Source organism: Mesorhizobium sp. B2-5-11 (assembly GCF_006440835.1).
GTDB lineage: Bacteria > Pseudomonadota > Alphaproteobacteria > Rhizobiales > Rhizobiaceae > Mesorhizobium.
Map to the genome: position 1 here is coordinate 203,309 of NZ_VFUK01000004.1, position 21,048 is coordinate 224,356.

A 21,048-nucleotide genomic window follows, 5' to 3' on the forward strand; every position below is an offset into this window, starting at 1 on the left:
CATCTCACTCTCCTTTCGAAAAGGGCCACGGTCGGGCCCTTCAGTCGCGGTGCTCCGGCACTCCTTTCAGCTGGTCCTTGGTCCATTGGGTCACGGCGTGGCGCCGTCCTCGTCGCGCATGAAGTCAAGCTCGGTGACGGCCACCGGGCTCGGCGAAGGGCGAGGAACGCCAGCCGTTCAAGTTTTCTCCGCGTCCGCGCAGGTCACTAAACACCGCTCTTGGCGCTGCGATGGAGTCGTCATCGCATCGTCTCTGGCCAGCTTCAGGCCGGCGCCTGGTCGGATGTGGGTGACCCCATGCCAAAGACATGGGGGCACATCGCTCTCAGACACTTTGATACGACTGCCCGCCAGTCAGTGAATGTTGATACGTCGCGTCACCTGACCGTTGCTTTCCCAATAGGTATGCTTCTTGGCAATGATGGGATCGTCCATTGCGGGTTGGACCTGCCCTCCCGTACCAACCGCGCGCGAGGTGACGGCGTGCTCTCCGGCGGAAGGCTTGGGCCAGTCGACGGACCATAGTTTCCAGGCAAAGTCCGCCTTGTCGGTTTCGTCGATGGCCGCCGGCATCCATGGCCCGTCATCGATCTTCACCTCGACCCGGTCGACCGGTGCGCCCCAGGCGGCCCCGACGATCCGGTAGTCATCGCCGATATGAGTGACCCGGGCCGGTGCCGATTTCAGCCTCGCCCGCCCGACCGAAGTTTCCACCCATACTGTCTCGCCGTTGTGGTTTTCCTCGCGCAGCGTGACATAATCGCGTCCCATGAACCGGTTCTCGAAGCGCTGATCGTTCACGTCTATGCGCTTGATCCATTTGACGTTCGCGATCCCGTACCATCCCGGCGCAATCAGCCGCAGCGGGAAGCCGTTGTCAGAAGGCAAGGGGGACCCATTCATCTCGTAGCAAAGGATGTTTTTGGTATCCATGGCGTCGGCAAGTGACATGCTGCGCGCAAAATTCTGCGTGAACTTGACGTCGTCGGCCCGCTTGATTTCCCCTTTATCGGTGCCCCAGAAGACGACCTCGATACCAGTGTCGAGGACTCCGGCCTCCTTGAGGATCGGCGCGAGCGGCGTGCCCGCCCAGCGCGCATTGCCAATGCCGCCATTGAAAAACGGCAGACCGGTATTGCCCGAACATTCGACCGTGAAGGTGACTTCCTGGCGCGGTCGAGCCTTGATGTCGGCGAGCGTCAGGGTTGTCGGCTTTTTAACGGAGCCGCCGATTTCGAGTTTCCAGGTGCTTTCGTCGATCACCGGCCGGTCGAAATGCGCGATTGAAAAGAACTTGTCGTTGGGCGTCACCCAGGAATCGAGATCCTCCCACACCAGCTGATTTTTGATGACTTTCGGAACCGGGTTCGGCGGCAGCTGATCCAACCATTTGATGACTTCCTCGCCGGCCCGGCTTGGAAAGGCAGAGGCAATCCGCGATTGAAAGGACGCCAACGCTGCGAGGGCTGCCCCGCCTTGAACGATGAATTCACGTCTGGGAAGGTAATGCATGACGACTTCTCCTCCAGTGAAAAGCTCAGTTCTCCTTCAGTGATAGATGCAATAGCGACCGGGATCGCGCAAAGCAGAGGCCGGCCGCGGCGGGCAATTATGAGAGCGTGTGAAACAACCCGAGTTAGAAGCGCGCCGTAGTTAAAGCGACGTCTCCGCTCTCAATCGCCAGCTTGTCAGGTCCGAGCCGGCGATCTTCAACTATATGCCCTATCTGTCCTCGTGGCGAGGGCAAGGGCCGCATCTTCGCATCACGATTGGCATCTGCCTCGTGTTCCAAAATCCAATGCAGCCTACAATTGGTGGGTCGGATTTTGTGAACGGCAGGGACAACGCCGAGAATAAAGGACCAACGAGTCGATTTCCTCAATGGCGCTTGAAATACTGCACCTCGCGCTCATGCTTCTCCGCCGCCTCGCGGCTATCGAAAGCCCCAGGTTCCGTCGCTTGCCCGTCTTCTCATCCTTCTTGCGCGAATAGAGCCGGTATTTTCCGTCCTTGAGTTTGCAGATCATTTGGCCTCTTCCTGACCGGGATTTCGCCGCCGCTTGCCCTTCAGCCCGAGTGCTGCCTGTTCGATCGCGGCGCGGTCGTTGCCCAGCCTGTCGATCAGGTCCTGTGCCTGCTTGCCTGATATGCCGGTGCGCATGGCCAATTCCTCGACCGTAAGCACGTCGGTGCTGGCGATCTCGCGCGGCGGCGCGTTGCCTGCCGCCATCGACAGCTCCCTGTCGATCTCTGCCTCGGCCCGGTGCCAGTGCTGCTCGGGGTCGCCGCCGCCTTCGCGCTCCCAGATCCGATAGGCGCGCTCCTGGATTTTCCCATGCCGTTGGTCGTCGCCCATTTCTCAAATCCTCCATTGGGTAGCATCTGAACGCCGCCCGCCTCCGAACGATCCAAAGAATTTGCGTGATCGCCGGGCTGGGTCGTTGGAGATTGGGATGGTACGAGGCGCGCCGGGCAGAGCCGGTCATGGCGCGAAATGATCCAGGCGGCGGGTCCGCCCGCCGCCTGGATGCCGGCCATGGCGGCCGGCTTTGTTGTCAGCGTCCCCAGATGCCCTGACCATAGCCCTGTGCAGGCATGTCGGAGTTCGAGTTTGCCCCCATTGCGCTGTCAGCGATGCTGTTTGTGACGCTCGGGACAGCCGTCTTGGCGCCGCCCGACATCATCGCATGTGTGGTTGGATAGCTGCTTGCGGCAGGGATGAAGTCGGAGCCAAAGTGGTCGCTGCCGGCAAAAGCCATGCCGGAGGCGAACAACAACGAGGCAACGGTCAATACGATCTTCTTCATTTCGGTTTCCATCTTTTGAAGTTGACATTTGGCCCCAACGCGCCGCCCGCCCGCGTTCATGGGACCGTGTTTGTTGTTTCAGGCGAAACCGGCCAACCGCGATCCCACTGGATCTTGCAGCGACAGGTCGTTCAGCGCACGACCGTCTCGGTCCGTTGTTGCGCTGTTGGCGGCTTGATAGGGGCGTGGTGTTTGTGCGGGCGTGGTAGGCGGCGTGGTAAAAACCCTTGCCGGAGTGGAATTTTGCGTGGAATGCAGCCGGAAAGCGCAGCGCCCGCTATTGGCATTGCCGCCTCGGCCCGCCGGAATAGGGCTGGTAGCTGTTGTCTTCCGGGCGGTAGGAGCGGTAGCGGCTGAAGCAGGAGGCGACATGGTCATCATCGCCAGCGGCGGCATAGGCGCCCGGCCCAGTGCCGTTGTCCTCGACGTAGCTGGCCTCGGCGGCGGGTGGCGCGGCACGGTCGGCGTCGAGATAGGGCGAGATGCAGGGGCGCTGCTGCCCGCTATAGGACATGTAGCTGTTGTCCTGCGGCCGGTAGGAGCGGTAGCGGCTCGCGCACCAGGCGACATGCGGCTGCGGCAGTTCGGCCGTGGCGGGCGCGATGGCGCCGGTGGCGGTGGGGTCGGTATCCCCGGCCTGGCGCTTGGGCTCGATATTGGAGGGCGCGGGCTGCTCGGCCGGCAGGCGATCGAGATTCTGCGCCGTTCTGTCCACCGGCTGCGCCGTTTTGGTCCAAAGCTCCGCCATACTGACGGTGGCCGGTGCCTGGCGCGGTGGGTTCGCGGTGATTAGCCAGACGGCGAAGGCTAGACCGCTACCGAACACCGCAAGGGTCAAAACGAAACCGCAGACCAGTCCCAACAATGCTTTCACGCCGCGCTCCTTGAGCCCCTGCTAAAGCAATGCGGGGGGGTCAAGGCTGGTTCCAGCAAAGCGCGGGAAATAGGCGCGGCGCTCCGCTGGGCGAATGCGAAGGCGGCGCCGTTCAAACCAGCTGCTTCACGTCCACTGGCAATTGGTTCTCCGCTGTGGGTAACGCGGCCGGCATGTCCTCGCCGCGCTGGCGCTGCCGCAAATGGAGCGCCAACAGCCGGTCCAGCGAGACCCTGCCGGCGCCCGCAACGGCCAGCACGAACATGCCGCCCGATATCGCCAGGTCCTTTTCGAAATGCAGCAGTTCGTTCTGGCTGCCGAAATCGGTGTGGAACAGCATGGCCGTTGCCAAACAGAACAGGCCGAGTGCGATGGCGCCAAGCCGCGTCAGCAGGCCTGACGCGAGGGAGAGCCCTGCGCCCAGTTGCAACGCGACGGTGGCGACAAACAGCGGCAGGTTGACACCAAGCGCTGCCATGGCCCTGGCGGCGGCATTGAAATGGGCGGCCAGCGTGGCGCCCTCATGCAAAAAGATGAGAGACAGAAGCAGGCGGCCGGCAAGCAGGCCCACGTCCCCGAGGTGGTATTTAGCGGCAAGACCCTGCAGCTTCGCGGAGCGTTCGGTCAATGTCATGGTCAGCCTCCGATCTTTTTGGCACGGGCAGGCGCCAAGCGCCTGATGTTGAAAAGGCCGGAGCCGGCGCGAGGGAGAGGATGCCGGCTCCGGCAAAGCGCGCCAGCCACGAGCGCCCAGCCGTGGTGGACGAAGGGGCGAGCTCGGGGCCAACGCCCCCTTCCGTCTCGGCTTCGCCGTGGAGGGGGAGGAAAGGTCTTACTTCGTCACCCTGGTGTCGATGGCCTGCCGCAGGTCGGAAAGCTCGTCGCACCCGGCCGGGCACAGCTTCTCCAGGGAGGCCAGCTGCTCCTTGGCCTTGTCCATATCGCCGGTCTCGACATAGAGCTCGCCCAGATATTCGCGGGCGGCCTTGTGGTCGGGCTTCAGCTCCAGCGCCTTGGTGTAGTAGGTGAGCGCGGTCTTGAAGTCGCCGGTCTTGCGCAGCGTGAAGCCGAGCAGGTTGTAGACGTCCGCCTGCTGCGTGTCCTGCGCCAGATCGCGCAGCTCAGCCAATGCGCCGGAATAGTCCTTGGCATCGATCTTGGCCTTGATGGCGGTGAGATCCGGCGCGTCGGCGCCTTCGATGTCGTCGACCGCATAGGCCGGCATGATTGTCGCGACCGGAAGCACCGTGAGCACGGCAATGGCGCCGAGCAGGCCGAACAGGGCATGTCTGCCCGACAGGGCGTTTCTGCTCAAAAGGGATCGTTTCATTGTCTTTCTCGCTTGCGTTGGAAGCTCGTGCTCAGATCTGGACCGGAGTAAATCCGTACGCCTTGCCGTCCTTGACGAAGGTGCCGGTGCCCGGGAACGGGAAGTGCGACCCGGAAATGCGGATATTGTCCGATATCACCCGGTCGATGATCTTGTGGCGCGTGGCGATTGCCGTCGGTCCGTCCTGGTCGTAAGCGCCCTGCCACTCCGGATGCGGCGCCAGCAGCGCCGGCACATACATGGTGTCGGCCGAGATCATGATCTGCTCCTTGCCGGAGTTGGCCAGGTAGACAGAATGGCCTGGTGTGTGGCCGGGCGCGGCGATGATCTGGATGCCGGGCGTGACCTCGGCACCGTCCTCGACCAGCTTCCAGTTCTTCCATTTCGGAAAGTTCTCGGCGATGCGCTTGCCCGCCGGCTTGCGTCCCTCGGGCAGCTTGGCCAGCCGGCTCGGGTCGATCCACCATTTGTATTCGATGGCGTTGACGATGAGCTCGGCATTGGGGAACACCGGCGCGTTGGTGCCCTTTTCCATCAGGCCCCAGACATGGTCGGGGTGGAAATGCGAGATCATGACGGTGTCGATCGCCTTGTAGTCGATGCCGGCCGCGGCCATGTTGGCCGGCAGATGCGTGGCATTGGCCTGCCACTGGCCGACACCCGAGCCGGCATCCATCATGATCAGCCTACCGCCCATCTTGAGCACGACGACAGTGAGCGGGATGGGCATGAAGTCGGTGGTCAGCCCCGCTTTGGCGAGTGCTGCCTTGGTGTCCTCGACTGAGACATCCTTGATGAAGGCCGGATCGTGCGGCTTGCGCCAGATGCCGTCATAGATGGCGGTGATCTCGATATCGCCTACCTTGTATCTGTAGAAGCCGACGGTGGGCTCGACCGGAGCTTGCGCGAAGGCCGGACGGATGAATTCAAGCTTGCCGGCAAGGCCGAAGGCGGCAGCAGCGGCGGCGGTGCCAAGCACTGTGCGGCGTGTCATGGTGAACATGGTGATCTCCTGTTCGAGGTGGTGGCTAAAGTCGCGAATGGCCAAAGTCCTGGAAGGAGTGACGAAGAGAGGCCGGTACCCGTCGGGAGCCGGCCCGGCCCATGAATTCAGCGACCCCAGAGGCTGTCGTTGTTGTGCCTGGTGATGATGTCCTGCACCGACCCCTGGCTCGGCCCCGTCTTTATCTTGGTGTCGGCGCCATTGGGGCGTGCGGTGTAGGCGATCGAGCCGGTGGCATTGGTGTCGACCGGAGCGACCGGCTGGTTGGCGTTGTTGGCGCCATGATCGCTGCCGGCGAAGGCAGCGCTCGAGGCAAGCATCATGGCAGCCACGCTGAGAGCGAGCTTGGTCATTTTGGCTAGGTCCTTGTTTCGTTTCCTCGGCGCGGGCCGTCAGATTGGCCCGCTACAGTGAAGACCCTGCAGCCCCGCGCTTTATTCCCGGGCGCGATGAGATTCTTTTGAAGGAGAAAAATCAGGGGCTCGGCGGCCAGGACTGAAGTCCTCGCCCACGAATATTAGCGAGAGGAACCAGGCTGGGAATGCCGCCGCGTTCCGGCACGCCGACCGCGTGCACGCACGAAAGGCGCCGGCGCAGCGCGCCGGCGCCTCTGATGATACGCCGAGTCCGTTCTGGTTACGGACAGGTCTTCTTGCCGCAGACCGCGATGCAGATCGCCGGGTTCGAACAGGTGTAGGTTTTTCTCGAGCTGGTCCCGGACGAAGACCCGCTGCTGGAAGCGGCGATCTGCCCGGACGCGCCTTTGGACAGGTCCAGCGCCTTCATGTCGGGATCGCGCGCGGCGATCTTGCCGCATGTTTCGCTGCCGCAGACCGCCCTGCAGATTGCCGGATTCATGCATTTGTAGGCCGCGAAGACCTCGGTCGGAAGAATTGCGCAGAAAACCGTAATGCCCAGTATCAAGCTTCTCGCCGCACGCATTTTTATCTCCAGGGCCAGCTTTCCGATGTCACGGAGGCCTGGCCGCTCGCCCCCGCTCCCGCGCATGCCGTTGCACCCGCGTCCGCCGGCGCGACCATGCCCGCACCGGGGATAAAGGCGTATCGCACTGGCGGCACAGGCAAGTGGCACTGACGGAACAGGTGACCGGGTTTGCCATGCGTGAGCGGCCGCATGCGTCTCACGGCGCGCGGCCGGCGCGCACCTCCGATGGGGTCATGCCATAGCGGGACCGGAACTGCCGGTAGAAGGTCGAGGGTTCGACCAGCCCCGCCTCGAAAGCGAGGTCGGCGATCGGCCTTGCTGAAAAAAGCGGGCTGGCGAGCTGCCGGTGGACCCGCTCCAGCCGTCTTTGCATGACATAGTCGGAAAACCCCTGCCCCTCTTCGGCGAAAAGGCGCCTGATGTAGCGCGGGCTGAGCCCCAGCCCCCGGCCCGCCGTCTCTGCCGAGAGGCGCGCTCGGTGCAGGTTCTCCTCGATATAACGCTTGATGGCATGCATGCGGGCGGTACGAACGCCGCGGCCGGCGACCACCTGGTCAACCTCGCGGTTGGCGCCGACCGCCGCGGCGAACAGATCGGCAATGTGCTGGGCGGCCAGCGGCGCCAGACCGGGGCCGATCGCCCCACCCGCCACCGCCTCGACATAGGCCAGCAGAAGCCGCGCTTCAGGCGTGCCGGGATTGATGGCATCCGGCCTGAGATCGCCGACATGGCGAAGGAGAGGAGTGAGCGTCGATCGGGCAAATCGCGCGCAGATCGTCCAATCGCCGTTCTGCGCCCTCGCTCGCCAGCTCCGGTCCATCGGCATGATGCAGGGCGCACCGGGCGAGGTCTCAACCGCCTCGTGCCGTGCCGTATCGAAACGCCACCCGCCCGCGATCCAGGACACCACCAGGTCGTCATTGGCGTCCTGCTGGAGCGCGGCCGTGCGTTCCCAAGCCATGGGCGCGACCTGCCCGTGGGCCACGCTCACCCCTGGCAGGATGGTGGTGGAGGCGCTTAGCCGCAACTCGCCGCGTTCAAGCGGCGCAAGGTCCAGCCGCATGCAGATGCGGCCATAGAACTCGCGCACGGCAGCTTCGCGCTCTCGGGCCGCGATCGCGTCCGTGGACAGAACTATGATGGTGTCCTGGTCGGCCACCTGCGTTCGATCCCCGCTCAGAACCTCACGGGGTGCCGCCGATGGCGGGCGCCGTTTGCTGCCTCTCCGCTCTAGACAGTGCCATGAACCCCTCCAGTGCCCTCGACGTGGTGTGAGCCTTCGGCCGCTTTTCGCGCGGGCTGCGGCAGAATTTCAAGACCTATGTGAGGGCTCCGCGCAAATGTGGCATGAGGCGCAGGGAATGTGGCCGCTGGTGCAACCGATCGGGGAAATCGCCTCGGAAAGCACGGGAAGGCTCTTCACATGCCTGCTGATCGGACACCGCTTGTCCATTGATTCATTTGCCTTTCGGCTGGCACGCCGCCTCTATCGCAGTTCGCGGATCCAGTGCCACATGGTGCGGTTCTCGCCATGGCCGAGGGACTGGCTGCGCCCATGGGCGGCATGTGCCCGCATCTCCCGCGGGGTCATGTCGAAAGAGCGGCGGAAGGCGCGCACGAAGCTCTTGCGGTGACCGAAACCATAGCGACCGGCGATCTCGGCAATGCTTTCGTGCCGGCGGCCGGGATCGGCGAGCTCGGCGCGGCAGCGGCGCAGCCTCTCCTCCTGGATATATCTGGAAAGACCGCCATGAGGTTCGAAGAGGTAATAGAGCTTGCGCATGGACATGCCGAACATGGCGGCGATGGCCTCGGCGGTGAGGTGCCGGCTGCGGATATGCGCGTCGATGTGGCGACGGATCTCGCCGGTAAGCGCCAGGTGGACCGAAGCGGCGTTCTCTTCCGCCACAGCCGAATTTACGGCCGCGGCGGCGAGTTCCAGCGTCGGCCCGATCACCGCCTCGGCGTCCTGACGGCTCATTGCGGGCGCGGCCCCGTAGAGGCCCACAAGATGCCCACGCAACAGCGCCGCCAACGGCGCGTTGCCGGAAATGACGCGCATATTGTGCTCGTCCGGCGCCTTTAGGAATGGCGCCAGCAGGCGGCGCGGCATGGTCAGGTTGAGGCTGTCGAAATCGGACGTACCCGTCGACTGGGCCTGTGCCAGGTCGGCCACGATCAGGTCCCCCGACGAGGCCTTTTCATCCGATGCGCCATCGCGCCGTCCATGGCTTCCGCGCAGGCAGACCTGCACAGTGATGTGATCGAGGCCGTCGCGGCTGATCCGGGCGCGCGCGCGGTCGAAGCTTTGCGCGATGCACCCATACGAGGTGAGGACGATCTCGCCGAAGTGAAAGGCATCGGCGTGGAAATGAAACCGGTCATCGCCGGCGTTGCGCAGGCGAACGTCGTAGAGCAGGCCGATATTCTCCTGCCACAACGCAAGGGCTTGCCGAGGCGCCAGGCCTGCCGTGTCCAGCACGCAGCGCTGAACCCCGGTGTCGACGAATTGCCGTTGGGACACAACGCCTTGACTGCTGCCTGCCGCTGCCACCGCCCATGCTCCGCAACCGCGAACCGCTCACAATATGCATTTATGCCGGGGCGCGACAACGCCTGATCGCACGGACGCCGCCGGGAATGTGGACTCAGAGCTGGCTCACCACTTCGGTATATTCCCTCACTTTTCCATCCTGCCCACGAATGCGCCAGTTGCCGCCGTCGCGGTCTTCCACGTAACCCGGCCCGATCGGCACCTTGCCGCCACCGTCGGGCAGGTCGAGCACGTAGATGGGATTGCAGATGCCGGACAGGCGCGCGCGCAGCGCGGCCACCAGCGCCTGGCCTTCGGCGATCGTGGTGCGGCGGTGCGCCATGCCGCGCGCAAGGTCGCCGTGGTGGAGGTAATAGGGTTTTACCCCCAGGCGGTACATCAGCTCGCGGCAGAGTTCTTCCTGCACCTCGACAGTGTCGTTGACGCCCTTGAGCAGGACGCTCTGGTTGAGCAGCACGAAACCCGCCTGCCGCAAGCCACGGCAGGCCGCCTCGGTCGCATCGGTGATCTCGCGCGGATGGTTGAAATGAGTGACGACCGTGATCATCAGCCGGCCTTGCAAGGCAGCGACCAGCCCTGGCGTGATGCGTGAAGGCAGCGCGACCGGTACGCGGGTGTGGATGCGCATCAGCCGCACATGCGCGATCGCCTCGATGCGGGCGCGGATTTCGCTGAGCGCCTTGTCGGGCAGCGAGAGCGGGTCGCCGCCAGTCAGGATCACCTCGCGGATCTCGGGGTGGGAAGCGATATAGGCGAGCGCCGGCTCCAGGGCTTCGCGCGTATAGCCGCGTCCGATCGAGGTCAGGGACTCCTTGCGGAAGCAGAAGCGGCAATAGACCGCGCATTGATAGGTGGGAAACAGCAGCACCCGGTCGGCATGGCGATGCGTCAGCCTGGGCACCGGACTGAAGGCGTGATCGCCGATTGGGTCGTCGAGCTCGCCTTCGCCGGTCACCAGCTCGTCGGGAGACGGGATGACTTGCGCCCGGATAGGATCGGCGGGGTCTTCCCAGTCGATCAGGTCGAGATAGGATTTGGGGATACGCACCTTGTGGCGGGAGGCTGCTTCCTGGGCCGCCGCGCGTTCGCCCGGCGACAGCGGCAGCAGGGCCAGGTCGCGCACATGGCGCACGCCGGCGCGGATGTCGTCCTGCCAGGCGGCGTCGGCATCGGAAACGGGCTCAGCTGCGGCCGTCGTCTCATCGTGGAGCTGTGTGGTCATGGGGTTCTCGAGGTTTTTAGCGGACCTATCGGCCGGATGGCCTGCCGGGTCAACCGCCTTGCGCCGGCCTTCCCCGTGTAGCAAGGAGGGTCTGTGCTCTCGAAAATGCCGCGGAGAAGACCCGGGATGAGACTTGTGGTGTTGGTGGTGCTAGCCACGGTGGCAACTGGATGTGTGAGCTCTCCGGTGGATTATGGGGCCTCGCTTTCGACGCAAGACCCGAAATGGATATCGCCGGAATGCCAACAGGCCCGGGTCGAGGCCTCGAACTATGATGCGCGTGAAAAAGAGCATCCCGGTTGGGGGACCGGTGTCTTCCTTGGCCCTTACGGATTGGGTCTCGCGGCAGCCATCAAGGAGCACGAGCAAAAGGAGCGCAAGATATTCGCCCGCAGGATACATTTGCAGTGCTCGAGTTTGCCGCTGCCGAACGAACTCGCGGGCGAGCCGAGCCCCCCGGCCACGACAAAATATCCATAGATGATATGCTTTGATGCTTCTGAAGGCAGGCCAGCGTTTGATGGGATCGCAGAAGCGGAAGCAGGCCTGAACTTGGGAACGCCGGCGATGACGACCATTTACGAATTCGCGGTTGTCGAGGGCCAGGAATGGGTGCTTCCGGTCGACGAGGCCTACTACGAGGTCTTCTCCTCCCTTGACGGAACACCCCTCGAGAACTGGGATCCACCGGTCATGCGCCGCGTGTCGGAGGGCGACCCCCTCTATTCGGACTTCCCTTGGCTAGGCGAGCATGCGCCGCTTTTGCGCAAGCCTGCCGTCGACGCGCTGAAGGCATATCTGCTGCCCTATGGCCAGCTGATCCCGTTGCGCGGGGAAGAGGTCTGGCTTTTCAACGTGACCACCGTGATCGATGCGCTGGACGAGGAGCGGTCTGGAATCGTCTATTTTGATGACGGCGCCATTCTCGCGATCGAGCGATACGAATTCGATGCGGACAAGATCGGCACCGCCGAAATTTTCAAGCTGCCGATGCGCGCGTCCCCGGTGTTCGTCAACGACGCATTCGTCAATCGCGTGCGCGACGCCGGACTGCGGACGGTATCGTTCAAACCCAGGTGGCGTCGCATCGAAGCGTGACGTTTGACGACCCCGCGATGCCAACTAGATCAGGTTCTGTCCGCCATCGATGCGGATCGTCTCGCCGGTCGTGAATTCGCTTTCCATGAGGTAGAGATAGGCGGGGGCGACGTCGGCGGGCGTAGCGACCTTCCTCGCGGGCAGGCGGGCGGCCATGCCGGCGAAAAAACCGGATTTGGCCTCACCGACGAGTTCGTCCCACATCGGCGTGTCGACCCATCCCGGCGACACGATGTTGACGCGCGTCGGGGCCAGCTCCAGCGCCAGCGCCCGGGCGAAATAGCCGAATGAACCGGCGATCGCGGAAACAACCGAGCCTCCGGGAACCGGCGGGCGGTCCTTGTTGATGCCTGATGTGAAGGTCATGGACCCTCCGGCTTTCAGCGTGCGCCCACCATGTTTGGCGAGCATCACGGCGCCGATCAGCTTGTTGTCGACGAAGCGCCGCACGTAGTCCATGTCGGTCTGGCCGATCGGGTCGTTGGGCGGCGGCGTGCCGGCTGTCGAGACGAGGTGGTCGAAGGCACCGGTTTCGTCGAACATCCGGGCAATATCCGCCTCTTTCGTCATATCAGCGGAAAGGCTTCGCACGCGACCGCCCGGGCCGAGCGTCCGTTCCGCGGCCTTGAGCTTTTCGCCCGAGCGGCCGACGATCACCAGCTCCGCGCCGCGCTCCAGCGCGGCTGCCGCTACGCCGAGCCCTATGCCGGAACTGCCTCCGACGACAATAATTCTCTTGCCCTTGAGCGATGCCATGGGAACCTCCGTCTTCAGGATGGACTGCTGGATTACGCCTTGCCGGCGTGGGCCGCCTCAATGTGGGCGACAATGATCTTGCTCATCTTGTACATCGCCTGCCGCGCCCGGCCCGCCTTGTCGCGGTCCGGGTCGTTCATCAGGCGCAGCGCCGCTTCGGGGATCACCTGCCAGTAGACGCCGAATTTGTCCCTCAGCCAGCCGCAAGGCTTTTCTGCGCCGCCGCCCGCCGTCAGCGCGTTCCAGTAATAATCTGTCTCGGCCTGGTCCTTGGTCTCGATGTAGAGCGAGATCCGCTCGTTGAACGGCGGCATCGAGCCGGCATTGAGCGCGGTGAAGCGCTGGCCCTCGAGCTCGAAGTCGAAAATCGCGTGCGGCACCGTTTTATTCGTGCCGCCGACGAAATCGGTGAATTCGATCGCCTCAAGCGCCCGGCCATTCTTGAACACAGACAGATAGAAGTCGCGCGCCTCTTCGGCGTTGAGATTGAACCAGAGGAAGGGGTGAACGGTAGCCATGCTGCTCTCGTGACGTTTGATCACAAATCCTGCGAGCATTCTGTCCAGCATGCGCTGGACAGACAATCCAAACTTTGGCAAGGATTTGTGATCAAATCTCACAGATTGGCCATGATCCGCAGACTTCCCCCACTCAACGCGCTGCCGGCCTTCGAGGCCGCCGCGCGGCATTTGAATTTCTCCAGGGCAGCCGACGAGCTCAACGTCACGCACGGCGCCGTCAGCCGGGCGATCAAGCACCTTGAGGAACAGCTCGGCGTGCTTCTGTTCGAGCGCGCGACGCGCTCGGTGCGCCTCACCGCCGTGGGCGAGCCCTATGCGAGGGCGGTCCACGAGATGCTCGACCAGCTTGCGGCCGCCACCCAATCGGCGACGGCCGCCCATTCGGGCTCGACATTGAACGTCTCCACCTCCGACGGCTTCGCGGGAAAATGGCTGGTGCCGCGGCTCTATCGCTTTCATCGCGCGCATGGCGACATCGACGTCAGGATTTCGACGACGGGCAGGTTGACCAATTTCCTTGGCGACGGCATCGACGTCGCCATCCGCTATGGCGCCGGAAACTATCCGGGTCTCACATCGGAATTCCTCACTGGCGAGGAGGTGTTTCCAGTGTGTAGCCCGAGGCTCATGCAGGGCGCCTGGCCGCTGGAGAAGCCCGACGATCTCAGGCACCACACGCTGATCCATGATGGTTTCCCGATCGGCTGGGCGGCCTGGCTGTCCAGCGCGGGAGTGGAAGGCGTGGATCCGCGGAGCGGGATTACCTTCGATTCCGCCACTTTCGCCGTCGAATCGGCCGTGCAAGGTGAAGGCGTGGTACTTGGCCGGACCATGCTCGTGGCGGCCGACCTCGCCACCGGAAGGCTTGTCCGCCCTTTCGGCCACGCGCTGAAATCGGTTTCCAGCTTCTACCTGGTCTACCCTCCGGACGCGGTCCGACGGCGCAAGGTGAAGGCTTTTCGCGATTGGCTCTTTTCGGAAATGACGGCGTAGCGTTCCACGGCCGCTTCCGGAGAGTAGCCTCTGTGCTTATCCCCTCAGCCCCGGTGCCTCCTGCCCGGTGCGCTCGACATATTCGGTGTAGCCGCCGCCATAGGTGTGGATGCCATCCGGCGTCAGTTCCAGCACGCGATTGGACAGCGCCGCGAGGAAATGGCGGTCGTGCGAGACGAACAACATGGTGCCCTCATACTGCGACAGCGCCTCGATCAGCATCTGCTTGGTGACGATGTCGAGATGGTTGGTCGGCTCGTCCAGCACCAGGAGGTTGGGCGGGTCGAACAGCATCAGCGCCATCACCAGCCGCGCCTTTTCGCCGCCCGAAAGCACCCGGCACTTCTTCTCGATCTCGTCGCCGGAAAAACCGAAGCAGCCGGCAAGCGCCCGAAGCGGCGCCTGGCCGGCCTGCGGAAAATTGTCCTCCAGCGTCTGGAACACGGTGCGCTCGCCGTCGAGCAGTTCCATGGCATGCTGGGCGAAATAGCCCATTTTCACGCTAGGCCCGCGCGCCACCGAACCCTGGTCGGGATCTGAGGCTCCGGCCACCAACTTCAACAACGTCGACTTGCCCGCGCCATTGACGCCCATGATGCACCAGCGCTCGCGGCGGCGGACCTGGAAGTCGAGCCCTTCGTAGATCGAACGGCTGCCATAGGCCTTGTGGACGTTCTTCAACGTCACGACGTCCTCGCCGCAGCGCGGCGCCGGCTGGAACTCGAAATTCACCGTCTGGCGGCGCTTGGGCGGCTCGACGCGATCGATCTTGTCGAGCTTCTTCACCCGGCTCTGTACCTGGGCCGCATGCGAGGCGCGCGCCTTGAAACGTTCGATAAAGGCGATCTCCTTGGCCAGCATCGCCTGCTGGCGCTCGAACTGCGCCTGCTGCTGCTTGTCCGCGATCGCGCGCTGCTGCTGGTAGAATTCGTAATTGCCGGAATAGGCGGTGAGCGACCCGCCGTCGATCTCCACCACCTTGTTGACGATGCGGTTCATGAACTCGCGGTCGTGCGAGGTCATCAGGAGCGCGCCGTCATAATTCTTCAGGAACTGCTCGAGCCAGATCAGGCTTTCCAGGTCGAGATGGTTGCTCGGCTCGTCGAGCAGCATGGCGTCGGGCCGCATCAGCAGAATGCGTGCCAGCGCCACGCGCATCTTCCAGCCGCCGGAGAGTTTTCCGACGTCGCCGTCCATCATCTCCTGCGAGAAACCGAGACCGTCGAGCACTTCCCGCGCCCGGCCGTCGAGCGCATAGCCGTCGAGTTCCTCGAAGCGGTGCTGCGCCTCGCCATAGCGTTCGATGATCTCGTCCATCCGGTCCGCCTGGTCGGGATCAGCCATAGCCGCCTCCAGCGCCGCCATCTCGGCCGCCACTTCGCTCACCGGCCCGGCGCCGTTCATCACTTCGGCCACCGCGCTGCGGCCGTCCATATCGCCGACATCCTGGCTGAAATAGCCGATGGTGACGCCGCGATCGACCTGCACCTGGCCCTCGTCGGGCTGCTCCTGCCCGGTGATCATGCGAAACAGCGTCGTCTTGCCGGCGCCGTTGGGGCCGACGAGCCCGACCTTCTCGCCTTTCTGCAAGGCGGCCGACGCCTCGATGAAGACAAGCTGACGACCGTTCTGCTTGCCGATGTTTTCCAGTCTGATCATGAGTGGTCCGGGAGGCTGATGTGAGGGTGCGGGAGTTGCCCCGGCCCATACGCGAATGACAGCGGCGAGGAAAGAGGCAGAAGCGCCGCAGCGGGCGCGGCGCTCTTACGCTTCCCACGGCGGAGGAGGGAGAAGAAGTGCCCTCCAGACACACTTCAGAAACAAGATTCAACATCCGGGAAAAACTGGAGAAAAGCGGTGCTGCGATAACCACCCCCGCGGCGGCCGGAACCGGTCGCGGCGCAACGCAAAGGGACGGTCCCGAAAATGAAACCACGTTCGACCGGATGGATGGGTGCCCTGCTTGGCATTTCGTTTGCCATCAATGCGGTCGCACCGTCGGGTGCGGAAGCGGCGGTTACCCGCAGCGAGTCCTGCAGCCGGCTCGGTCTTCAACTCGACGGAGCCATCGAGACGAAAAACGACCTCGGTGCCAGTGCGATCCATCTGGCCGAGGCAACCGCGCTCCAGAACAAGGCCAGCCGTTTTTGTGCCGAACGCAAGGAGGCGCAGGGCATCCGTACCTTCGCCAACGCCTTGAAACTTCTGGGCGTGACACCGGTCGATCTGAACCAGTGACGTCCACCATCTATCTCTGAAACAAGGAAGCCTTTCATGAACAAGCCTCTCCTCTCCGCGCTCGGCCTGGCCATTGCACTCGGTCTCGCAATGCCGGTTCTCGGCGCCAGCACCGCCAACGCGGCCGCCACCACCGCGGCAGCCTCGACCGCGGCTCCGCTCGCTGCCGCTGCCGTGAAGAAGCCGGTCAAGGCGGCCGCGCACAAGCATGTCAAGCATCCCAAGCACGCCAGCAGGCATGTGAAGAAGCCTGTACGCAAGCACAGCCACAAGCACGCCGTCAGGAAGCACAAGGCCGCGGCTTGATCTTCTCAAGCCCGAACAAGGAGATAGAACGGTATCTTGAATCCCTTGATCGTTTTTTCCTGACGTCGTCCCAGGGAAAAGCCGCCCTCGCGCAAGCGACGGCGGCTTTTCTTTTCGGACTGGGCTGAAGGCTTTCCTTCTCTGCTGCCGAGAAGGTAACGCGCTCACTGCAACTGCGGCTTCTTCAGGAAACTGTCGCGATCGGCGGATTTGACGCGCAGCCAGGTTTCACGGCCGTCGCGCAGGACCCGCATCGGGATCTCGGCCCCGGCCGAACCGCTCTCCCATAGTTTGCGATAGAAATCGGCCAGCCCGTCGACCGCGCCGTCTCGTATGTCGGAGATGACGTCGCCCTCGCGCAGGCCCGCCTTGGCGGCCGGACCGCCTTCGGTCACGCTCATCACCACCACCCGGCCGTCGCTTTCGGCCGAGAGGGCGCCGAGCCATGGCCGTGGCGGCCGCGCCACCTGGCCGCGCGTCAGGAGATCGTCGAGGATGGGCGGCAACAGGTCGATCGGCACCACCATGTTGATATCGGCGACCTCGCCGTCGCGGCTCATCTGCAGGCGCAGCGACCCGACGCCGAGCAGCGCGCCCTTTGCATCGAACAGCGCCGCGCCGCCCCAGGAAGGATGCGCCGGCGCGATGAAGATCGCTTCCTCGAGCAGGTATTCCCAATAGCCGGCGAATTCCTGCTTGGTGACGATCCTGGCCTGAACCGACTGGCCGATGCCATCGGCGAGCACCACGCTATCCCCGATCCTGGCCCTGCCGGCGTCGCCCAGCGCCACCGCAGGCAGGCCAAGCGGCGCCAGCGCCTGGACCAGGCCAAAGCCCGATTCCTGGTCGTAGGCCAGCGCATGCGCCGGCACGATGCGGCCGTCATGGGTCGTAAGCCACACCTCTTCCGCCTCGGTGATGAGATAGCCGATGGTCAGCACCAGCCCATTGTCGCGGATAACGACGCCGCTGCCTTCGCGCAGCGTGCCCAATGCCCCGGCAGTGAAGGCATCGTCTGGAATGGTGGCGCGCACCGCCACGACGGAGCGTCTGTTGGGATTGATGGGCATACTCTTGTCCTGGACGGGCTTGGGGGTCACGTTCCTATAGGTATGGCACGCGAACCAAGGCGCAAGGGGTTGGGGGCATCCCCTCCATCCTTTCGAAGCCCGAAGGGAAGATGAGAGGGATGGTCATTGACAATAGTTCAACGCAAGTTGAACTTTCCCGTTTGCAGCCCTAGCTGTAGGTGCAACTGCCAGTCCCGCTTCCAACCTGTCTCTCCCCACAATACGAGGCCCCGCGATGACCGAATACACTCCGCCGAAAGTATGGACCTGGAACAAGCCGAGCGGCGGCGCCTTCGCCAGCATCAACCGCCCGATCGCCGGCCCGACGCATGACAAGGTGCTGCCGGTGGGCAAGCACCCGTTGCAGCTCTATTCGCTGGCGACGCCGAACGGCGTCAAGGTGACGATCATGCTGGAGGAACTGCTGGCGCTTGGCCACAAGGGCGCCGAATACGACGCCTGGCTGGTCAGGATCAACGATGGCGACCAGTTCGGCAGCGGCTTCGTCGAGGTCAATCCGAACTCCAAGATCCCCGCACTGATGGACCGCAGCGGCGCCACGCCCATCCGCGTCTTCGAGTCCGGTTCGATCCTCACCTATCTCGCCGAAAAGTTCGGCGAGTTCCTGCCGACCGACCAGCCGGCGCGCGCCGAGACCCTGTCCTGGCTGTTCTGGCAGATGGGCTCTGCCCCTTATCTCGGCGGCGGCTTCGGTCATTTCTATGCGTACGCGCCGACCAAGATCGAATACGCCATCGACCGCTTTGCCATGGAAACCAAGCGCCAGCTCGACGTGCTCGATCGCCGCCTGGCCGAAACCGAATATCTTTCCGGCGCCGGCTACTCGATCGCCGACATGGCGGTCTGGCCCTGGTATGGCGGACTGGCGCTCGGCCGCATGTACAATGATTCCGGCGAGTTCCTTTCGGTGCAGGATTACAAGAGCGTGCAGCGGTGGGCGAAGGCGATCGACGAGCGCCCCGCGGTCAAGCGCGGACGCATGGTCAACCGCGCCTTCGGCGAACCCGCGATGCAGCTGCACGAACGCCACGACGCCAGCGATTTCGACACGAACACGCAGGACAAGCTCGCGGCTGAGTGAGCTGCGAGGGCGGGCAGCGGCGCTGCCCGCCCTCCGTTTGATTTTGCGAAAGCGTCGATGACGGCAACGTCTCACCTGGAGGCGTGGATATCGCGCCGATCCGCTCCGCGCCGTCCAAGAAGGCAATGCGTCTTCTTCTATCATCGTCCGACGTCAACAGCGGTCCTCTCACACAGGCCCCATAGAAATCTGTTGCGCAAATGCCGGCCGGGGCGCAACGTGTTGCCAGCAGATCGATGCAAGCGAGCAAATCGATCCTGCAGCGCGGCGTCCTTGTCGCGCAGGGCATGCCTAGGGTTGCCGCGGCGTCCTTTTTGGGCGCGAGCACGCGGCCTTGGTTTGGTCGGGGGAACAAATGACGCTCACGCTGATCGGGGCCGGCTTTGGCCGCACCGGTACATGGTCGACCTTCGTCGCGCTGAACAGGCTCGGCCTGCCCTGCTACCACATGCAGGAAGTGATCCTGAACAAGGCCAACAAGGGCCATCTCGATTTCTGGCGCAAGGTGGCCAACAGCCCGCCCGGCACGCAGCAGGACTGGAGCCGGGTGTTCGGCAATTACAAGGCGACGGTCGACAATCCCGGCTGCTGCGTGTGGCGCGAACTGATGGCCGCCTATCCCGACGCCAAGGTGCTGCTCACCTTGCACCCGCGCGGCGCGGAAGCCTGGTACGAGAGCACCATCGACACGATCTACTTCACCGAGAATGTCTGGCAGTTCAAGATCCTGGAATGGCTGACGCCGTTCGGCCGGAAATTCGGCGACATGTCACGCAGGCTGATCTGGGGCCGCACGCTAGCCGGCGTCATGGGCAACCGCGCCAAGGCCGTGGAGCGCTACAACGCATATGTCGAGGAAGTGAAGGCGGCGGTGCCGCCGGAAAAGCTGCTGGTGTTCAAGGTCAGCGAAGGCTGGGCCCCGCTCTGCCACTTCCTCGACGTGGCGCAACCGAACGAGCCCTTCCCCAATCTCAACGACCGCGAGGCCATCAAGAAGATCATCGCCGACATCATCAAGGGCTCCTACATCATGCTGGCGCTAAGCGTGGCGGCCGTTATCGCGGTGATCGCGGCGCTATGGTGGTGGCTGGGGTAGTTGGGCGCCGTTCGTCGATCCCTCGGTGCAGCGGGAGCGAAGCGACGCGAAGGCTTTGCGATCCAGGCCACGCGATTGCGAAAAAGCGCTACGGTCAAAACAAGGGCGTCGTTGTCGATACCGCCAAGCAGGCTGAATCGCGCGATCACCGCGTTAATTGGTGCCGCCGTCCGAGGACCGTCGTACCCGAATCTCGATACGCCGGCGTTCCCGAACATCGCCAACGCGGCTGCCGTCGGCGATAATGTCTCCCGGCATTACGAGCTGTGCCGCTGACAACGGAATGATCTTCACACTGCCCAGCCGTCCCGTCTGGATCAGCGCGTTCGCTACCGCGATAGCGCGCGAGAGCCCCAGCCCCGCATTGTCGGCCGGGGTCAAATCGCTGATAGCGCTGGCTCCGTTCATCGCCGAGATCGCAACCGCATCGAGGTTGGACGGCTTGGCCGGATTGATTTTCTGCTCATCCGTGTGACCGACGATCTCGACGACATCGACTTTGTAGCGTGTCAGCAAAGACAGAACGTCGTCCGTGACCTTGGTCTGCAAACGAGCCCGGAACGCGTCGGTGAGAGCAGCGCTGCCACGTTCAAATGTATAGCCGTCGTCGCTCAACGTTATCATCGGCGGCCACTGCATCGACGATTCAGCGTCCGCGCTCCTGTCGTTGGAGGCCGAGAGCGTCTTTTCAAGTCGGTCCAGCAGACGGGGGTCGGCGGCTTTGGCTTCGCTGATTTCGAGCAGCAATTTCCGCAGCGTCGGGTCTGACGTCGGCGCGGCATCGATGCCCTTTTCCGTAAGCCCGTCGATCACCGCTTTGGCCGCAACGAGCTCGGTCCAGTTGGCTGGCGGCAAAGGAAGCGCCGCTTTTGGAAACAGCGCCTGCAGGCGCGCCAGTTCGGCACGCATGTCGGCAAGCTGGCCCACCGTGATGTCCAGGTTCGCGGAGGCCTGCAGCTCGGCGATCCTCTCATCTTTTCGCTGTGCGATGCTGGCCGAGACCAGAAGGAGGCAGAAAAGCAGAAGGAGGAGAAGCTCGGCCATTGTGAGCCCAAGCACCACGCCTCGGCGATGGCCGCGTTCCCCTTCGGCGATAAGCGAGGAAGGCATCTTCATCGACATCGTCCCACACT

24 protein-coding genes and 1 pseudogene are annotated in these 21,048 nt (G+C 63.6%); 7 read left to right on the forward strand and 18 right to left on the reverse strand.

What is annotated here, in order from left to right; translation table 11 throughout:
- Window positions 1-40 precede the first annotated feature (40 nt).
- The 13 genes and pseudogenes from FJ490_RS33085 to FJ490_RS14925 all read right to left on the reverse strand — a co-directional run.
- Window positions 41-144 (reverse strand): annotated as a pseudogene (locus FJ490_RS33085) (PRC-barrel domain containing protein); the annotation flags it as partial.
- 210 nt (window positions 145-354) lie between these two features.
- The gene (locus FJ490_RS14865; protein WP_140728430.1) at window positions 355-1,512 is read right to left on the reverse strand and encodes a sulfite oxidase; all 1,158 of its coding nucleotides are present in this window, start codon (window positions 1,510-1,512) and stop codon (window positions 355-357) included.
- Window positions 1,513-2,023: 511 nt separating this feature from the next.
- On the reverse strand, window positions 2,024-2,356 hold the full coding sequence (locus FJ490_RS14875) for a DUF2934 domain-containing protein (protein ID WP_140498999.1): 333 nt from the start codon (window positions 2,354-2,356) through the stop codon (window positions 2,024-2,026).
- Window positions 2,357-2,555: 199 nt separating this feature from the next.
- Window positions 2,556-2,807 (reverse strand): hypothetical protein, encoded by a 252-nt coding sequence (locus FJ490_RS14880; RefSeq protein WP_140499001.1) that lies wholly within the window; start codon window positions 2,805-2,807, stop codon window positions 2,556-2,558.
- 277 nt (window positions 2,808-3,084) lie between these two features.
- A complete protein-coding gene (locus FJ490_RS14885) occupies window positions 3,085-3,681 on the reverse strand; it encodes a BA14K family protein (RefSeq protein ID WP_140728429.1) in 597 nt (198 codons plus the stop codon).
- A gap of 112 nt (window positions 3,682-3,793) precedes the next feature.
- A complete protein-coding gene (locus tag FJ490_RS14890) occupies window positions 3,794-4,315 on the reverse strand; it encodes a DoxX family protein (RefSeq protein WP_140728428.1) in 522 nt (173 codons plus the stop codon).
- A 198-nt stretch (window positions 4,316-4,513) separates the two neighbouring features.
- The gene (locus FJ490_RS14895) at window positions 4,514-5,011 is read right to left on the reverse strand and encodes a tetratricopeptide repeat protein (RefSeq protein ID WP_140582480.1); all 498 of its coding nucleotides are present in this window, start codon (window positions 5,009-5,011) and stop codon (window positions 4,514-4,516) included.
- A 31-nt stretch (window positions 5,012-5,042) separates the two neighbouring features.
- The gene (locus FJ490_RS14900; protein WP_140674323.1) at window positions 5,043-6,014 is read right to left on the reverse strand and encodes an MBL fold metallo-hydrolase; all 972 of its coding nucleotides are present in this window, start codon (window positions 6,012-6,014) and stop codon (window positions 5,043-5,045) included.
- A 107-nt stretch (window positions 6,015-6,121) separates the two neighbouring features.
- Window positions 6,122-6,367 (reverse strand): DUF680 domain-containing protein, encoded by a 246-nt coding sequence (locus FJ490_RS14905; protein WP_140499012.1) that lies wholly within the window; start codon window positions 6,365-6,367, stop codon window positions 6,122-6,124.
- Window positions 6,368-6,650: 283 nt separating this feature from the next.
- The gene (locus FJ490_RS14910; protein ID WP_140499015.1) at window positions 6,651-6,956 is read right to left on the reverse strand and encodes a hypothetical protein; all 306 of its coding nucleotides are present in this window, start codon (window positions 6,954-6,956) and stop codon (window positions 6,651-6,653) included.
- A gap of 199 nt (window positions 6,957-7,155) precedes the next feature.
- Complete coding sequence (locus FJ490_RS14915; RefSeq protein WP_140499017.1) at window positions 7,156-8,118, reverse strand: AraC family transcriptional regulator; 963 nt, start codon at window positions 8,116-8,118, stop codon at window positions 7,156-7,158.
- 327 nt (window positions 8,119-8,445) lie between these two features.
- Window positions 8,446-9,483: a helix-turn-helix domain-containing protein gene (locus FJ490_RS14920; RefSeq protein ID WP_181165264.1), complete on the reverse strand. Its 1,038-nt coding sequence runs from the start codon at window positions 9,481-9,483 to the stop codon at window positions 8,446-8,448.
- Window positions 9,484-9,607: 124 nt separating this feature from the next.
- On the reverse strand, window positions 9,608-10,735 hold the full coding sequence (locus FJ490_RS14925) for a KamA family radical SAM protein (RefSeq protein WP_140728426.1): 1,128 nt from the start codon (window positions 10,733-10,735) through the stop codon (window positions 9,608-9,610).
- Window positions 10,736-10,861: 126 nt separating this feature from the next.
- Here FJ490_RS14925 and FJ490_RS14930 point away from each other — a divergent pair, with 126 nt between their 5' ends.
- Both FJ490_RS14930 and FJ490_RS14935 read left to right on the forward strand, forming a co-directional pair.
- On the forward strand, window positions 10,862-11,215 hold the full coding sequence (locus FJ490_RS14930; protein WP_140556406.1) for a hypothetical protein: 354 nt from the start codon (window positions 10,862-10,864) through the stop codon (window positions 11,213-11,215).
- Between the two features lie 87 nt (window positions 11,216-11,302).
- Window positions 11,303-11,833: a DUF1629 domain-containing protein gene (locus FJ490_RS14935; RefSeq protein WP_140565323.1), complete on the forward strand. Its 531-nt coding sequence runs from the start codon at window positions 11,303-11,305 to the stop codon at window positions 11,831-11,833.
- Between the two features lie 24 nt (window positions 11,834-11,857).
- Here the strand turns inward: FJ490_RS14935 and FJ490_RS14940 are convergent, their stop codons facing one another.
- Window positions 11,858-12,589 carry an SDR family oxidoreductase gene (locus FJ490_RS14940; RefSeq protein ID WP_140728425.1) on the reverse strand — a complete coding sequence of 244 codons (732 nt, stop codon included), beginning with the start codon at window positions 12,587-12,589 and terminating at the stop codon, window positions 11,858-11,860.
- Window positions 12,590-12,621: 32 nt separating this feature from the next.
- Window positions 12,622-13,107 carry a VOC family protein gene (locus FJ490_RS14945; protein ID WP_140728424.1) on the reverse strand — a complete coding sequence of 162 codons (486 nt, stop codon included), beginning with the start codon at window positions 13,105-13,107 and terminating at the stop codon, window positions 12,622-12,624.
- A gap of 111 nt (window positions 13,108-13,218) precedes the next feature.
- On the opposite strand from FJ490_RS14945, the gene gcvA reads away from it, so the two are divergent.
- A complete protein-coding gene (gcvA, locus tag FJ490_RS14950; RefSeq protein WP_140499030.1) occupies window positions 13,219-14,103 on the forward strand; it encodes a transcriptional regulator GcvA in 885 nt (294 codons plus the stop codon).
- Between the two features lie 36 nt (window positions 14,104-14,139).
- Here gcvA and FJ490_RS14955 read toward each other — a convergent pair whose 3' ends face one another.
- Window positions 14,140-15,762 carry an ABC-F family ATP-binding cassette domain-containing protein gene (locus tag FJ490_RS14955; protein ID WP_140499032.1) on the reverse strand — a complete coding sequence of 541 codons (1,623 nt, stop codon included), beginning with the start codon at window positions 15,760-15,762 and terminating at the stop codon, window positions 14,140-14,142.
- Between the two features lie 267 nt (window positions 15,763-16,029).
- Here FJ490_RS14955 and FJ490_RS14960 point away from each other — a divergent pair, with 267 nt between their 5' ends.
- Together FJ490_RS14960 and FJ490_RS14965 are read left to right on the forward strand one after the other, a co-directional pair.
- A complete protein-coding gene (locus FJ490_RS14960) occupies window positions 16,030-16,341 on the forward strand; it encodes a hypothetical protein (RefSeq protein WP_246672659.1) in 312 nt (103 codons plus the stop codon).
- A gap of 36 nt (window positions 16,342-16,377) precedes the next feature.
- Window positions 16,378-16,647: a hypothetical protein gene (locus tag FJ490_RS14965; RefSeq protein ID WP_140728423.1), complete on the forward strand. Its 270-nt coding sequence runs from the start codon at window positions 16,378-16,380 to the stop codon at window positions 16,645-16,647.
- 164 nt (window positions 16,648-16,811) lie between these two features.
- Here FJ490_RS14965 and FJ490_RS14970 read toward each other — a convergent pair whose 3' ends face one another.
- Window positions 16,812-17,717, reverse strand: a complete 906-nt coding sequence (locus FJ490_RS14970) for a S1C family serine protease (protein ID WP_140728422.1) — start codon at window positions 17,715-17,717, stop codon at window positions 16,812-16,814.
- A 235-nt stretch (window positions 17,718-17,952) separates the two neighbouring features.
- Between FJ490_RS14970 and yghU the strand changes: the two genes are divergently transcribed.
- Both yghU and FJ490_RS14980 read left to right on the forward strand, forming a co-directional pair.
- On the forward strand, window positions 17,953-18,819 hold the full coding sequence (gene yghU, locus FJ490_RS14975; protein ID WP_140728421.1) for a glutathione-dependent disulfide-bond oxidoreductase: 867 nt from the start codon (window positions 17,953-17,955) through the stop codon (window positions 18,817-18,819).
- A gap of 355 nt (window positions 18,820-19,174) precedes the next feature.
- The gene (locus FJ490_RS14980) at window positions 19,175-19,915 is read left to right on the forward strand and encodes a sulfotransferase family protein (RefSeq protein ID WP_140499042.1); all 741 of its coding nucleotides are present in this window, start codon (window positions 19,175-19,177) and stop codon (window positions 19,913-19,915) included.
- A 153-nt stretch (window positions 19,916-20,068) separates the two neighbouring features.
- On the opposite strand, the gene FJ490_RS14985 is transcribed toward FJ490_RS14980, so the two are convergent.
- A complete protein-coding gene (locus FJ490_RS14985) occupies window positions 20,069-21,031 on the reverse strand; it encodes an OmpA family protein (RefSeq protein WP_181165263.1) in 963 nt (320 codons plus the stop codon).
- Window positions 21,032-21,048: the final 17 nt, after the last annotated feature.

Excerpts from the sequence above, each read along its gene's own strand:
- FJ490_RS14865 (WP_140728430.1), bottom strand. The coding sequence starts at position 1,512 with ATGCATTACCTTCCCAGACGTGAATTCATCGTTCAAGGCGGGGCAGCC.
- FJ490_RS14875 (WP_140498999.1), bottom strand. The coding sequence starts at position 2,356 with ATGGGCGACGACCAACGGCATGGGAAAATCCAGGAGCGCGCCTATCGG.
- FJ490_RS14880 (WP_140499001.1), bottom strand. The coding sequence starts at position 2,807 with ATGAAGAAGATCGTATTGACCGTTGCCTCGTTGTTGTTCGCCTCCGGC.
- FJ490_RS14890 (WP_140728428.1), bottom strand. The coding sequence starts at position 4,315 with ATGACATTGACCGAACGCTCCGCGAAGCTGCAGGGTCTTGCCGCTAAA.
- FJ490_RS14895 (WP_140582480.1), bottom strand. The coding sequence starts at position 5,011 with ATGAAACGATCCCTTTTGAGCAGAAACGCCCTGTCGGGCAGACATGCC.
- FJ490_RS14900 (WP_140674323.1), bottom strand. The coding sequence starts at position 6,014 with ATGTTCACCATGACACGCCGCACAGTGCTTGGCACCGCCGCCGCTGCT.
- FJ490_RS14905 (WP_140499012.1), bottom strand. The coding sequence starts at position 6,367 with ATGACCAAGCTCGCTCTCAGCGTGGCTGCCATGATGCTTGCCTCGAGC.
- FJ490_RS14910 (WP_140499015.1), bottom strand. The coding sequence starts at position 6,956 with ATGCGTGCGGCGAGAAGCTTGATACTGGGCATTACGGTTTTCTGCGCA.
- FJ490_RS14925 (WP_140728426.1), bottom strand. The coding sequence starts at position 10,735 with ATGACCACACAGCTCCACGATGAGACGACGGCCGCAGCTGAGCCCGTT.
- FJ490_RS14930 (WP_140556406.1), top strand. The coding sequence starts at position 10,862 with ATGAGACTTGTGGTGTTGGTGGTGCTAGCCACGGTGGCAACTGGATGT.
- FJ490_RS14935 (WP_140565323.1), top strand. The coding sequence starts at position 11,303 with ATGACGACCATTTACGAATTCGCGGTTGTCGAGGGCCAGGAATGGGTG.
- FJ490_RS14940 (WP_140728425.1), bottom strand. The coding sequence starts at position 12,589 with ATGGCATCGCTCAAGGGCAAGAGAATTATTGTCGTCGGAGGCAGTTCC.
- FJ490_RS14945 (WP_140728424.1), bottom strand. The coding sequence starts at position 13,107 with ATGGCTACCGTTCACCCCTTCCTCTGGTTCAATCTCAACGCCGAAGAG.
- gcvA (WP_140499030.1), top strand. The coding sequence starts at position 13,219 with ATGATCCGCAGACTTCCCCCACTCAACGCGCTGCCGGCCTTCGAGGCC.
- FJ490_RS14955 (WP_140499032.1), bottom strand. The coding sequence starts at position 15,762 with ATGATCAGACTGGAAAACATCGGCAAGCAGAACGGTCGTCAGCTTGTC.
- FJ490_RS14960 (WP_246672659.1), top strand. The coding sequence starts at position 16,030 with ATGAAACCACGTTCGACCGGATGGATGGGTGCCCTGCTTGGCATTTCG.
- FJ490_RS14965 (WP_140728423.1), top strand. The coding sequence starts at position 16,378 with ATGAACAAGCCTCTCCTCTCCGCGCTCGGCCTGGCCATTGCACTCGGT.
- FJ490_RS14970 (WP_140728422.1), bottom strand. The coding sequence starts at position 17,717 with ATGCCCATCAATCCCAACAGACGCTCCGTCGTGGCGGTGCGCGCCACC.
- yghU (WP_140728421.1), top strand. The coding sequence starts at position 17,953 with ATGACCGAATACACTCCGCCGAAAGTATGGACCTGGAACAAGCCGAGC.
- FJ490_RS14980 (WP_140499042.1), top strand. The coding sequence starts at position 19,175 with ATGACGCTCACGCTGATCGGGGCCGGCTTTGGCCGCACCGGTACATGG.
- FJ490_RS14985 (WP_181165263.1), bottom strand. The coding sequence starts at position 21,031 with ATGAAGATGCCTTCCTCGCTTATCGCCGAAGGGGAACGCGGCCATCGC.